The sequence below is a fragment of the Dechloromonas sp. A34 genome, from assembly GCF_026261605.1.
In the GTDB taxonomy this organism is placed as follows: Bacteria; Pseudomonadota; Gammaproteobacteria; order Burkholderiales; family Rhodocyclaceae; genus Azonexus.
This window is the reverse complement of the sequence record NZ_CP102486.1, coordinates 3853400-3866536: the sequence shown is the minus strand read 5'-3', so window position 1 is coordinate 3866536 and position 13137 is coordinate 3853400. Positions and strand designations below refer to the sequence as shown.

Annotated in this window: 11 protein-coding genes and 1 pseudogene; 11 read left to right on the top strand and 1 reads right to left on the bottom strand. The window is 60.6% G+C overall.

Annotation, left to right across the window (positions count from 1 at the left end; genetic code table 11):
* The first annotated feature begins 87 nt into the window (after positions 1-87).
* The 6 genes from NQE15_RS19300 (at position 88) to NQE15_RS19275 (ending at position 6359) form a co-directional block, all read left to right on the top strand.
* Positions 88-1119: an IS110 family transposase gene (locus tag NQE15_RS19300; protein WP_265943813.1), complete on the top strand. Its 1032-nt coding sequence runs from the start codon at positions 88-90 to the stop codon at positions 1117-1119.
* 340 nt (positions 1120-1459) lie between these two features.
* Positions 1460-2962: an exopolyphosphatase gene (gene ppx, locus NQE15_RS19295; RefSeq protein ID WP_265943811.1), complete on the top strand. Its 1503-nt coding sequence runs from the start codon at positions 1460-1462 to the stop codon at positions 2960-2962.
* Complete coding sequence (locus NQE15_RS19290) at positions 2959-4065, top strand: ABC transporter permease (RefSeq protein WP_265943809.1); 1107 nt, start codon at positions 2959-2961, stop codon at positions 4063-4065. The genes ppx and NQE15_RS19290 overlap by 4 nt, the downstream gene beginning before the upstream one ends.
* Entirely contained in the window at positions 4062-4817 is a 756-nt protein-coding gene (locus tag NQE15_RS19285; RefSeq protein ID WP_265943807.1) for an ABC transporter ATP-binding protein, read from the top strand. Before NQE15_RS19290 ends, NQE15_RS19285 begins: the two co-directional genes overlap by 4 nt.
* Positions 4818-4826: 9 nt before the next feature.
* Entirely contained in the window at positions 4827-5753 is a 927-nt protein-coding gene (locus NQE15_RS19280; RefSeq protein ID WP_265943805.1) for an MlaD family protein, read from the top strand.
* Between the two features lie 156 nt (positions 5754-5909).
* On the top strand, positions 5910-6359 hold the full coding sequence (locus NQE15_RS19275) for a hypothetical protein (protein ID WP_323054913.1): 450 nt from the start codon (positions 5910-5912) through the stop codon (positions 6357-6359).
* A 23-nt stretch (positions 6360-6382) separates the two neighbouring features.
* Here NQE15_RS19275 and NQE15_RS19270 read toward each other — a convergent pair whose 3' ends face one another.
* On the bottom strand, positions 6383-7006 hold the full coding sequence (locus NQE15_RS19270) for a TetR/AcrR family transcriptional regulator (protein ID WP_265943801.1): 624 nt from the start codon (positions 7004-7006) through the stop codon (positions 6383-6385).
* A gap of 116 nt (positions 7007-7122) precedes the next feature.
* Between NQE15_RS19270 and NQE15_RS19265 the strand changes: the two genes are divergently transcribed.
* The 5 genes and pseudogenes from NQE15_RS19265 to NQE15_RS19245 all read left to right on the top strand — a co-directional run bounded on the left by NQE15_RS19265 (position 7123) and on the right by NQE15_RS19245 (position 13135).
* Positions 7123-7872, top strand: coding sequence for an electron transfer flavoprotein subunit beta/FixA family protein (locus NQE15_RS19265; RefSeq protein WP_265943799.1), 750 nt, complete (start codon positions 7123-7125; stop codon positions 7870-7872).
* Positions 7873-7874: 2 nt separating this feature from the next.
* A complete protein-coding gene (locus NQE15_RS19260; protein ID WP_265943797.1) occupies positions 7875-8807 on the top strand; it encodes an electron transfer flavoprotein subunit alpha/FixB family protein in 933 nt (310 codons plus the stop codon).
* Positions 8808-8843: 36 nt separating this feature from the next.
* Positions 8844-9509, top strand: coding sequence for an energy-coupling factor ABC transporter permease (locus tag NQE15_RS19255; RefSeq protein WP_265943795.1), 666 nt, complete (start codon positions 8844-8846; stop codon positions 9507-9509).
* Positions 9481-11340 (top strand): FimV family protein, encoded by a 1860-nt coding sequence (locus NQE15_RS19250; RefSeq protein WP_265943793.1) that lies wholly within the window; start codon positions 9481-9483, stop codon positions 11338-11340. The genes NQE15_RS19255 and NQE15_RS19250 overlap by 29 nt, the downstream gene beginning before the upstream one ends.
* Positions 11341-11354: 14 nt before the next feature.
* Positions 11355-13135 (top strand): annotated as a pseudogene (locus NQE15_RS19245) (acyl-CoA dehydrogenase).
* The last annotated feature ends 2 nt before the right edge of the window (positions 13136-13137 follow it).

Here is a 13137-nt window from a genome sequence, read left to right as displayed (position 1 = left end):
GCTGCAAACCGGCGGGCTTTAATGAGATGGTCAGCCCGATCCCCGCCAGCGGTAAGCTGAGCGGGGATTTTTCTTCTGGAGGCCATCATGAACATTGTGACGCTAATTGGGATTGATCTTGGGAAGCATTGCTTCCACCTACACGGTCAGGATGCATCGGGTCGCATGGTATTTCGCAAGAAACTCTCGCGAAGCCAGATGCTGACGCAACTCGTGAATGTTCCGGCCTGTCGTGTCGTTATGGAAGCGTGCGCCGGAGCGCACTGGATTGCACGGCGACTCACGGCGATGGGGCACGAGGCGAAGCTGATCTCACCGCAATTCGTGAAACCCTTCGTGCAAGGCAACAAGAACGACTTTGCCGATGCCCAAGCCATCTGCGAAGCGGCGAGTCGGCCGAACATGCGCTTCGTGAGTCCGCGCAACGAAACACAGCAGACGATCTCGGCCACCCATCGCGTGCGCGAAGCGCTAGTGCGGGATAAAACCTCCACCACCAACCAGATACACGCCTTCTTGCTGGAGTTCGGCATCAGCCTGCCCAAAGGGGCGGCGATCATCAAGCGGCTGCCAGCCCTGTTGGCGGAGCACGAAGCCGAACTGCCGCCCCGTCTGATCGCGCTCATTGAACGTCTGCGCGAGCACTTCAAGTATCTGGACGAACAAATCAAAGCTGTCGAGCGGGAATTGGCGCAACAACTGGCCGAAGACGAGCGCAGCCAGCGCCTGCTGGAAATACCCGGGGTCGGCCCCATTACTGCCAGTGTGCTGGCGGTCGAACTGGGCGATGCCCATCAGTTTGCCAATGCTCGCCAGTTCGCCGCCTCCATCGGATTGGTACCTCGTCAGTACAGCACGGGCGGCAAACCCACCTTGCTCGGCATCAGCAAGCGCGGCGACAAGAACCTGCGACGACTCCTCGTCCAGGGGGCGCGGGTGACCCTGCAGCACATCCAGACCAGAACCGATGCGCTGGGCGAATGGATCAGAGCGATGCTCTGTAGGCGACACTCGAATATCGTGGCCTGCGCCTTGGCCAACAAAATGGCGAGGATCGCCTGGGCCATCCTCGCCAAAGGAACACACTATCAACCGCGTCAGGCAGTTGCAGCTACCTGAGGCCTTGCCTCATCATTTTGTAACCCCCCTGGTTTTGCGACGGTAGATCACGGGATGAACTAAACGGCACAACGGCCTGGCAAAGAACCTGAACGTAAAAACAGCAATCACATGCTGAGGCTTTTTTGAGGTTTGCCAGGCGCGGCTCTCATCGTGGCGCGGGAAATCAACCTCCCCATTCGACGCCGGATTGATTTGCGCAAGCCCACTTTAGATCAACTCCAACCTGCCTTGCAAAAATCGGGCTGACCATAGATTTTACGGCCGCTTGCCAGGAATCCTGGCCGTGGGCTGGATGTTAGAATGCCGGCCAGTCCTACCTTCCGGTACTAGCAAGCAAATGATTTACGAAACCGTGGCGGCTGTCGATCTGGGTTCCAACAGCTTTCGCCTGCAGGTCGGGCGGGTCGTCGACAACCAGATCTATACGCTGGATTCCATGAAGGAGCCGGTTCGGCTGGCCTCCGGGCTGACCGCCGACAAGGTGCTCGATGCGCCGTCGCAGGGGCGGGCGCTGGACGCGCTGCGCCGCTTCGGCGAGCGTTTGCGGGGACTGGACAGTGGCGCGGTGCGGGTCGTCGCCACTAATACCTTGCGCGTCGCCAAAAATGCCATGGAATTCCTGCCCCAGGCCGAGGCGGCGCTGGGTTTTCCGATCGAAATCATTGCCGGCCGCGAAGAGGCCCGGCTGATCTATATCGGCGCCTCCCATTCATTGCCGATGGCGGCTCACAAGCGGCTGGTGGTCGATATTGGCGGCGGTTCGACCGAGTTCATCATCGGCAAGCGGCACGATCCGCAGTTGATGGAATCGCTCTATATGGGTTGCGTCAGCTACACGCTGCGCTTCTTTCCCGACCGCAAGATCGACAAGAAGCGCCTGCGCGAGGCCCAGGTCGCGGCAGCCAAGGAAATCGAACTGATTGCCCATGACTACCAGCGGCTCGGCTGGAAGGAGGCGGTTGGTTCCTCCGGCTCGGCACGGGCGATTGCCGACGTCCTGGAACTGAACGGCCTGAATCCGAACGGCGAGAGCGGCATCACCCGCGAGGGCCTGGACAAGTTGTGTGGGCTGCTGGTCAAGGCCGGGTCGGCCGAAGCGCTCGACTTGCCCGGCGTCAAGGGCGACCGTTTGCCGGTGCTGCCGGGCGGCGTGGCGATCATGTCGGCGATTTTCGAGGAACTGGGCATCGAACGGATGACCTACGCCGATGGCGCCTTGCGCCTCGGCGTGCTTTACGATCTGCTTGGACGTTTCCATCATCACGACATGCGCGACTCGACTGTCGCCCAGTTTCGCCGTCGCTATCAGGTCGAGGCCGACCAAGTCGAACGGGTCGAAGCGACCGCCTTGTCGGCGCTGACCCAGTTGACCGATGCTTCTCCAGCCGAAGCTGATGTCCTGTTCCTGACGTGGGCGACGCGGCTGCACGAAATCGGGATTTCCGTCGCCCATAATGCCTATCACAAGCATGGCGCCTACATTCTGACTTACGCCGACATGCCGGGTTTCTCCAAGAAGGACCAGGCGCGTCTGGCCATGCTGGTCCTTGGTCACCGCGGCAAGCTGGAGAAAATGGGCGCAATTCCCTCCGGCGACAGCGCCTGGCTGCTGATTTTTTGCCTGCGCCTGGCGGTGCTTCTGCACCGTACCCGGGACGATCGGATCCTGCCCGCCTTCACCGTGAAACTGCTGGGTAGCGGTTATCAGCTCGACCTGCCGGCCGAATGGTTGGCCGCGAATCCGTGGACGGCGGCGGCCCTGGGCGAGGAAGCGGCGGTCTGGAAGCAGGCCGGGCGCGACTACGTGGTCAAATCCAGGCCGGCGTGGAAAGCCGCATGAACGATATTCCCCGATTGCAGGTCGAGTCGGGGCGAGTTGTCTTGAGCGGCCAATGGACATTGGCTGCCATGCTGCCCGATCTGGCGATCTTGCAGGAACAGCTGGCGGCCTTGGGCCGTAGCGCCGATACTTGGGACCTATCGGGTGTTTCCCGCCTCGACAGTGCGGCGGCGGTTCTGCTCTGGCGCGGTTGGGGCAATGCCTGGCCGGCGACGCTGGATATTTCGCCCTTGCATCGCCAGGTGCTAAGTCGGGTTGCCGATCTGCCGCAGGAGATACCTGGGCCGCCAGTTCAGGCATTTCACCTGTTGGAAGCTCTCGGCAAGTTATTGCTCAAAGCGCTGGCCAATCTGCGCGGCATGATTGCCCTGTTCGGGCAACTGCTGTTTGATCTTGGCTATCTGTTCCGATATCCCAACGATATTCCGTGGAAGGAAATCGCGGCCAACGTGTACAAATCGGGCGCTCAGGCGCTGCCGGTCACTGCCATGGTCGGTTTCCTGATCGGTATTACCATCAGTTACCTGTCGGCACTGCAACTGAAGAGTTTTGGTGCCGATCTGTTCATCGTCAATATTCTCGGTATTTCGATCATCCGCGAGTTAGGACCGGTCTTGGTCGCCGTGCTTGTCGCCGGGCGCTCGGGGTCGGCAATGACGGCACAGATCGGGGTAATGCGAGTCACCGAGGAAATCGATGCGCTGTCGACGATGGGTATCTCGCGAACAGTTCGTGTCGTCCTGCCCAAGATTATGGGGCTGACCGCCGCAATGCCGCTGATCGTCTTGTGGACCTCGGCGGTGGCGCTCCTCGGCGGCATGGTTGCGGCCATGCTGCAACTCGACCTGTCGCTGATCTACTTCCTGGAGAACCTGCCGCGGGCGGTGCCGGTGGCCAACCTGTTCATTGGCCTGGCCAAAGGTGTCGTCTTCGGCTTTGTAATTTCGCTGGTCGCCTGCCACTTCGGCCTGCGCGTCAAGCCCAATACCGAGAGCCTGTCGGCCAATACGACCAGTGCCGTGGTGACGGCGATCACCGCGGTCATTCTGGTCGATGCGGTATTTGCCATCTTCACCCGTCACATCGGGGTGCCCAGCCTATGACCCGGCCAGCGGTCGTCGAATTGGCCGGGATCAGCACCGTCTATGGTCGGCAGCATATTCATCGCAACCTGAACCTGCGGGTCGAGACCGGTCAGATCCTCGGGCTGCTCGGTGGTTCGGGCAGCGGCAAAACCACCTTGTTGCGCGAGATGCTCGGCCTGCTAAGGCCGAGCGCGGGCAGTGTGCGCCTGTTCGGGATCGATCTGAATGATGGTGATGCCCTGATCCAGCGCGCCGTCCGTCGTCGGCTGGGGATGTTGTTTCAACATGGCGCGCTGTTTTCGGCGCTTTCGGTATTCGACAACATCGCTTTCCCGTTAAGGGAATTGCGTTGTCTGGATGAAGACTGGATCTGCCGGCTGGTGCATCTCAAGCTGGCGATGGTCGAACTCGAACCGGCACACGGTAAGCTGATGCCGGCCGAACTTTCGGGCGGCATGGTCAAGCGCGTCGCGCTGGCTCGCGCCTTGGCGCTCGAGCCTGAACTGTTGCTGCTTGACGAGCCAACGGCCGGCCTCGACCCGGACCGCAGCCAGAATTTCGTCGACCTGGTCGGTTCCTTGCAGCAGGCCCTGGGTCTGACCGTCATCATGGTGACCCATGATCTCAATACGCTGGCTGGTCTGGCCAGTCATGTCGCCGTTCTGGCCGACGGGCACATCATTGCCTGCGGCCCGAAGGATGAGGTGATGACGGTCGATCACCCCTTCGTCACCGGGTTTTTTGGCGCAGATCGTCGGAAGCTGCTTTAATAACAGGCCATGGAAAACAAGTCGCACGCTTTTGCCGCCGGACTCTTCGCCATCCTGCTCCTGGTAGCGGCGCTGCTCGCCATCTATTGGCTGGGCGGAGCCAAGGATGCGACGCATGACTACATCGTCGTCACCAAACAGAACATCGGCGGACTGAATCCGCAGGCCCAGGTCCGCTATCGCGGCATCCGGGTCGGCAAGGTCAGCGACATCCGGCTTGATCCGGACGATTTCAGCAATATTCTGATCACCATTTCGGTCAATGAGGACGTGCCGCTGACCCAGGGCACGATTGCCAAGCTGAATTACCAGGGGGTCACCGGGCTGGCGCACATCCTGTTGCTCGAAACCGGCAAGGACCAGTCGGCGCTGGAGCCCAATGACGAAAAGCCACCGCGTATCACGATGCTTCCCTCGCTGCTCGACGAACTCGGGGAGGTAGGTACGGCCACATTGCGCCAGGCACGGCAACTGATGGTCAGCGCCAATGCCATGCTCAGCGATGAAAACCGGAAACACCTGACGGCTACGCTGGCTAACATGGAAGCCGCCTCGGCCAACATGAAGCCGGCGCTGGAAAACCTGAATGTGACTTTGGGTCAGATGAACAAGCTGCTCGATGACCGGAATGTCAAAAAACTTTCGCTGGCGGCCGGCGAAGTCGGCCCCCTGCTGGCCGATACGCGCGTGATGATCGCCAAGATGCAGGCGGCGACCGACAAGTTCGAGGTTGCTGTCGGCGATCCGTCGGCCAATGGAGTGTCATCGCTGATGCCACGCCTCAACGAATTGGCGACTGATTTTTCGATGACTTCACGCCAGCTTAGCCGGGTCTTGCGCATTCTCGAAGACACGCCGCAAGGTATGGTGTTCGGTGCGCCGGCCCTGCCGCCAGGGCCGGGCGAGCCTGGGTTCTCGAAAAATGGAGAAAAATAGCGTGCGCTGGCTGGTTGTGCTCCTCTTTGCACTATCTCTTGGTGCTTGCTTCACTTCCGGCAAGCGCGGCGCAGAGCAGGGCCTGGCCATCTACGATCTGGGGCGCCGGCGGCCCGCCTAGTTAATGAAGAAAGGAAGGCGCCGATTGCCGTCGAGGTGCGCGCACCGCTCTGGATGGACTCACTCGGCGTCAATTATCGGCTGGGCTATGCCGACCCTTCGCGTCTGCGCGAGTATTCGCAGGTCCGCTGGGCTGGAGCGCCGGCCAGGCTGGTGCAGCAGCGCCTGATGCAGCAGCTTGGCTTGTCGAACTCCGGGCAGGTCGGTGCCCGGTGCATCTTACTCGTCGAGATCAATGAGTTCAGCCAGATTTTCAGCAGTCCGGAGCGCAGCAAGGGCATCTTGCAGGGAAGGGCGCTTTGGCTGGATCAGTCGCGCCGCCAGTTGGCCGAACTGCACCTGGCAATCGAAAGCGTCGCTGTCAGCCAGGATTCACGTGGTGGGGTCCGCGCCCTGCAGGCAACCGTCGAGCAGTTGACGGCCGACCTGCTGGCTTGGGAAAAACAATTGATCGCCGGCGGGAAAATTCGCCCTTGTTCCGGCTAGTGCCAGCCTTTGCCTTTGTGGTATTAGTCGGAAATGATGCGCTCGGCAATACGCTGTTTGAGATTCGAAAGGTCGTTATCGAAATGACTGTAATGCATCAGCGAAAGGCCGAACACGCAGGCATAGAGCAGCAGGCTCCGGCTCTTGGCCTCGGCGTCCGACATGCCTGCGGCGACAAAGAGCTTGCGCGTGCAATCCAGGCGATAAAGGTCGACCGTTTCGACGACCATCGCCGCTTGAGCGTCGTGGCGGGCCCAGTCGCGAATCGCCAGTTCGATCGCCATGCCCTTGCGATTCCGGCTCGCCCCATAGACCTCAATCGCATAGCGCAGCTGCTCGCGTTCCTTGCCCGGAGCGACCGAAGTGACTTTTTCGATATCGCGAATCCGGCCATCCTTCCAGAAGGCAAGCACGGCATCCAGCAAGGCCTGTCTGTCCTTGAAGTGCCAATAGAAGCTGCCTTTGGTCACGCCGCAGCGCTTGGCCAGTACCTCGACGCGCAAACCCGCAATCCCGTCACGGGCAAGCACGTCGATTGCCGCCTCCACCCAGCGCTCCGGGTCGAGTTGGACGCGTGGCAAAGCCGGCCGGCCTCGTGCCTTGGATGGTGTTGAATCTACGGAGGAGTTGACAGGTTTATTTTCCATACGCTACCGTATGCGTTTCCATACGACACAGTATGGTCATTGTGCGGATTGAGTGAGTGTCTGTCAAACAGGCAACCAGCATTGAACAGAATCAATCGAGATAAAAGGAGAGCTCCGTGAAAATTCTCGTCCCCGTCAAACGGGTCATCGACTACAACGTCAAGGTTCGCGTCAAGGCGGACGGGTCGGGTGTCGATCTGGCCAACGTCAAGATGAGCATGAACCCCTTCGACGAAATCGCCGTCGAGGAAGCCGTCCGGCTCAAGGAAGCCGGCATCGCGACGGAAGTCATCGCCGTCTCCTGCGGCGTCGCCGCCTGCCAGGAAACCCTGCGCACCGCGCTGGCGATCGGTGCCGACCGCGCCATCCTGGTCGAGACCGATGTCGACCTGCAACCGTTGGCCGTCGCCAAGCTCCTGAAAGCATTGTGCGCCAAGGAAGCCCCGCAACTGGTGATCTGCGGCAAGCAAGCCATCGACGACGACGCCAACCAGACCGGGCAGATGCTCGCCGCCCTGCAAGGCTGGCCGCAAGCCACCTTCGCCTCCAAAGTCGTGATCGCTGACGGCAAAGCCACCGTCACCCGCGAAATCGACGGTGGTCTGGAAACCCTGGCGATCAGCCTGCCGGCCGTGGTCTCCACCGACCTGCGCCTCAACGAGCCGCGCTACGCCACCCTGCCCAACATCATGAAAGCCAAGAAGAAGCCGCTCGACACCGTCAAGCCGGCCGACCTCGGTGTCGATGTCGCACCGCGGCTGACCACGATCAAGGTTGTCGAACCGGCCAAGCGCTCGGCAGGCATCAAGGTCGCCGACGTCGCCGAACTCGTAAACAAACTGAAAAATGAAGCGAAGGTGATCTGATCATGACTATCCTCGTTATCGCCGAACACGATCACGCCAGCCTCAAGGCCGCCACCCTGAACACCGTTGCCGCTGCCCAGAAGATCGGTGGCGACATCCACGTCCTGGTCGCCGGCACCGCTTGCAACGCCGCCGCCCAACAAGCCGCCGGCCTGCAAGGCGTCACCCTGGTCAAAGTGGCCGACGCCGCCCATTACGCCAGCCAGACCGCCGAGAACCTGACCGCCCTGGTTATCGCCAACGCCAGTGGTTACACCCACATTCTGGCCCCGGCCACCACCTTCGGCAAGAACCTGCTGCCGCGCGTGGCGGCCTTGCTCGACGTCGCCCAGATCTCCGAAATCACGGCCGTCGAAAGCGCCGACACCTTCGTCCGTCCGATCTACGCCGGCAACGCCCTGGCCACCGTGCAGAGCGCGGACAGCATCAAGGTCATCACCGTACGCAGCACCGCCTTCGATGCGGTTGGCACCGGCAATGCCGCCCCGCTCGAAGCCATCGCCCCAGCCGCCGACACCCAGCAAAGCACGCTCACGAACCGCGAACTGACCAAGTCGGCCCGTCCCGAACTCGGTGCCGCCAAGATCATCGTCTCCGGCGGGCGCGGCCTGGGCAGCGGTGAGAACTACCACAGCCTGCTCGAACCGCTCGCCGACAAGTTGGGCGCCGCCCTTGGTGCAAGCCGGGCTGCAGTCGATGCCGGTTTCGTGCCCAACGACTACCAGGTCGGCCAGACTGGCAAGATCGTTGCACCGCAGCTCTATATCGCGGTCGGCATCTCGGGTGCCATCCAGCACCTGGCCGGGATGAAGGAATCGAAGGTCATCGTCGCCATCAACAAGGACCCCGATGCGCCGATCTTCCAGGTCGCCGATTACGGCCTGGTTGGCGACCTGTTCGAGGTCGTGCCGCAACTGGTTGCCGCCGTCGGCTAATACCATAACGCCAAAGGCTGGTACTACAATAACCGTGTGGATTTACCAGATACCTTGTTGGGCGAAGGATGGTACTGGGCAGCTTGGGCTGTCTGGTTGCTTTGTTTCGCCCACAGTATCCAGCGGGCGCCATGGGGTCGGTTGAGGGATTCAGAACAGCTTAACGTCTGGCTTGGCATGATCGTTTTGCTGACGTTGATCTGGAGCCTCAAGGCTGGGGTAAGGCCCGGTCTTGCCTTCCACCTGCTTGGAGCCACGGTCTTTACGTTGAGTTTTGGGCCATATTTGGCCTTTGTCGGTCTTTCGCTGGTGACTGTAGGCATTACCCTGAACGGTGCGGCCGGGCCTTTTGCCTACGCGACGAATGCCCTGCTGCTGGGTGGAGTCGGGGTGGGCTTGAGCCAGGTGCTCTATCGGCTGCTCTCCAGTCTGCTGCCCCGGCATTTTTTCGTCTATATCTTCGTCAACGGGTTTTTGGCTTCGGCGCTGACTATTGTCGGGGTCGGCTTTCTGGCTACAGTTTTCCTGGCGCTGGCTGGTGCCTACGAGTGGGAGTACTTGATGGCGGAGTACTTCCCCTATTTTTTGCTGCTTTCCTTTTCCGAAGCCTGGCTTTCCGGAATGGCCATCACTTTTTTTGTCTTGTATCGGCCGGGGTGGGTCATCACCTACGATGATTCACGCTATCTGGCTAATAAATAAAGGCTACAATTCAAGCGGACTATCGTCATTGAGGTTTGCGCCATTGAATTGTTTGGGTTTTCGCCAATATTTCCCGCTGATTTTTCTCGCCGTCTCGGGTGGAGCATCGGCGGTCGGCTTGGGCGAACTCCGCGGCCAACCCCTTCTCGGTGAGCGTCCTCGACTCGAGATAGAGCTCCTGAATGCTGAGCGCTTGCCGCTCGACACTACCTGCTTCAGTCTGGTCCAACCTTCGGGGTCGGGCGATTTGCCCTGGCTGAAAAAGGCTGGATTCAGGGTTCGTGCCGGGGTGCCGAAGATCCTCGAGATTCGCCCGGAAGCGCCATTGCGTGAGCCAATTCTGGAGCTGGCAGTGTATCTCGGCTGCGGACATGAAATTTCACGGCAGTATGTGTTGCTTGCGTCTCCTGCGCCGGAGGGCGTGGCGTCGATTGTCGAATCGCGGCCGGAGCGTGATAACCCTGCGTCACGTTCGCCGAACCTTAATCCGCGGGTTGCCCGTCCATCATTGTCAGCGGTGGGACCGGTTGAACTCCCGTCTCGTTTGATGCCGCGCCGGACGGAAAAAAGGACTGCCGCCAAGGGGGTGCCTGATCGCCTGATGGTGTCGACCGGTATCGACGTGGGGGAGCCATCGCTGAGGCTGGCGACCGAACTCTTTGCCGGGAGTTCTGGTGGTGTCGGTGCAAAAGAAACTCAGCGCGAAATCCTTCGTCTGGAATTCCGGATGCTGATGGCACTCAACGAGCAGGCAACAAGCCAGATGGCGACAGCGGAGAAGCTGCGCAATATGGAGGTCACGCTCGGTGAGTTACAGCAGAGGGCTGCCGAATTTGCCCTGCGAGTCGAGCAGGGGGGGCAGCCCCTCGAGTCGCCGGCGCCGAAGAACGAGCCACTTGCCGGACAGCCGACAACACCCGCAACCGATCCGGAACCAATCAAGCCCACCCCGGCGGCTGTCCGGCCCGTGCCGCCAATCAAGGCTTCGTCGGGTCTTTCCGAGTGGAGCCTGTATGGTGTTTTGCTGGGTATCTTGTTGGGCCTTGGCGGCTGGCTCGGCTGGAAGAATTATCGTGAACGCCAGCAGGGTCGGGCCGAAGAGACGTCTCACCTGCGCTCTCCGGAATTGACCGTCGATCAATGGCGCCAGGATGCGCTGGTTGATCATGAGGCGGTCGATTTGCCGGTCGAGCCAGTTGCGACACATCTTCCGACGCGGGTCGATCTCGAACTCGATGGCGGCGAATCAGCGGCATCCAGGCATGCGGACGCGCTTTGGAAAGCCCCACGGGTTGTTCATGATCCAGCGATATCGATTAGCGCGTCGATGGTCGACGAGCACTTTGAAGCCAATCCGGTCATGGAACTGGCAGACATCATGCTCTCCTTTGGTCGGGTCAAGGGTGCCGCCCAGGCGCTGCAGGAATATATCGACAACAACCCGCAAGAGGCCTTGCAGCCGTGGATTCGGCTGATGGATGTCTATCGGATGGCCGGCATGCGGACCGAGTTTGAGACCGTAGCCCGCAACCTGAATCAGAATTTCAATGTGGAAGTTCAGCAATGGGACGTTGCGCAGTCGCCCCCTGTCCAGGGAGGAGGCGATGCGGCAGCAGGCCTCCCGGTCGAGCTGCGCCCCGAATCTCTCGAGGACATGCCACGGATTGCGGGGATGGTCTGCGAGCTGTGGCCTGATGGCGATGTCGTGGGTTATCTCTATCAGTTATTGCGCGATAACCGGGGCGGTAAGCGCCAGGGTTTTTCGCTGCCTGTGGTCGATGAAATCCTTTTCCTGATTGAACTTAAGGAAACCTCCAACCGAATTGAATAGAAAGATGCGATCCCATGAGTGAATACGTTGCTCCGCTAAAAGATATTCGTTTTGTCATGCAGGAACTGGCTGGTCTCGATCAGGTCGTTGGCTTGCCAGGTTGTGAGGAGGCGACGCCAGATGTCGTCGACGCCATTCTCGAAGAGGCTGCCAAGTTTGCCGGAGCGGTGCTATCGCCGCTCAATCGCGTCGGCGATACCAATGGTGCCAAATGGAAATATCACGTGGTCACCACGACGCCGGGTTTCAAGGAGGCCTATCGCCAGTTTGTCGATAACGGATGGAACGGCCTAGGTTGCGACCCGGTGTTCGGCGGCCAGGGCTTACCGAAAGTGCTGTCGACAGCAGTCAGTGAAATGTGGAAAGCTGCCAATCACGCTTTCTCGCTCTGTCCCATGCTGACGCAGGGGGCGATCGAGGCGTTGATGATCGCTGGTACCGACGAGCAGAAGGCGGCGTATCTGCCCAATCTGGTGTCCGGTGAGTGGACCGGCACGATGAACCTTACCGAACCCTCGGCCGGCTCTGATCTTGCAGCCGTGCGCAGTCGGGCCGAACCTGTCGGCGACGGAACCTACCGGATTTTCGGTCAGAAGATATTCATCACTTACGGTGAGCATGACATGACGGACAACATCGTCCATCTCGTGCTTGCCCGTACCCCGAGTGCGCCGGAAGGCGTCAAGGGCATCTCCCTGTTCGTCGTGCCGAAATTCCTGTCCAGGGCGGACGGTACGCCGGGCGAGCGCAACGACGTCTATTGTGTATCGATCGAACACAAGCTGGGTATTCACGGTAGCCCGACGGCAGTGCTCGCCTTCGGCGATCACGGTGGCGCGATCGGTACGATGGTCGGCGAGGAAAATCGCGGCCTCGAGTACATGTTCATCATGATGAATGCGGCACGCTTCAACGTCGGACTCGAAGGCCTGGGCGACGCCGAACGGGCCTACCAGCGTGCCGTTACCTATGCCAAAGATCGTGTCCAGGGTACTGAAGTCGGCGTGCGGGGTGGCCCGAAAGTGCCGATCATCAAGCATCCCGACGTGCGCCGCATGCTGATGTCGATGCGGGCCCGGATCGAAGCCATGCGCGCCGTAGCCTACGTGACAGCGGCCGCCCTGGACAATGCCCATGCTAATCCGGACGAGACGGCGCGCCAGAAGGCGCAGGCTTTTGCCGAGCTGATGATCCCGGTGGTCAAGGGTTGGAGTACCGAAAGCGCCGTCGACATTGCGTCGCTCGGCGTTCAGGTGCACGGCGGCATGGGCTTCATCGAGGAAACCGGTGCCGCCCAGCACCTGCGCGATGCTCGCATCACGACCATCTACGAAGGAACGACGGCGATCCAGGCCAACGATCTGATTGGTCGCAAGATCGCTCGCGAAAAAGGCGCCACGGTCCTTGCCGTAATTGCCGACATACGAGCCGCGGCGGCGCAACTCGATGGTGATCTGGCGGCGATCGGGGCGCGCCAGACGGCCGCCATCGATGCCCTGGAAAAAGCGGTCAACTGGATCGTTGCCACTTTTGCCGCTGACCCCAAGGCGGCGCACGCCGGGCCGTGCCCTTCCTCTATCTGTTGGGAATCGTGGCCGGTGGCTGGCAGATGGGGCGGGCGGCCGTGATTGCCCGGGCCAGGGTCGCGGCTGGCGATGGCGACCCGTTCTGGCCGGCCAAGTTGGCGACGACCCGTTTCTTCGCCGATCACTTCCTGACCCAAACGGCCGGTCTGGCCGAGTCGATTGTTGCCGGCGGGGCTGGTGCGCTGGAATTGGCCGACGACAGCTTCTAATA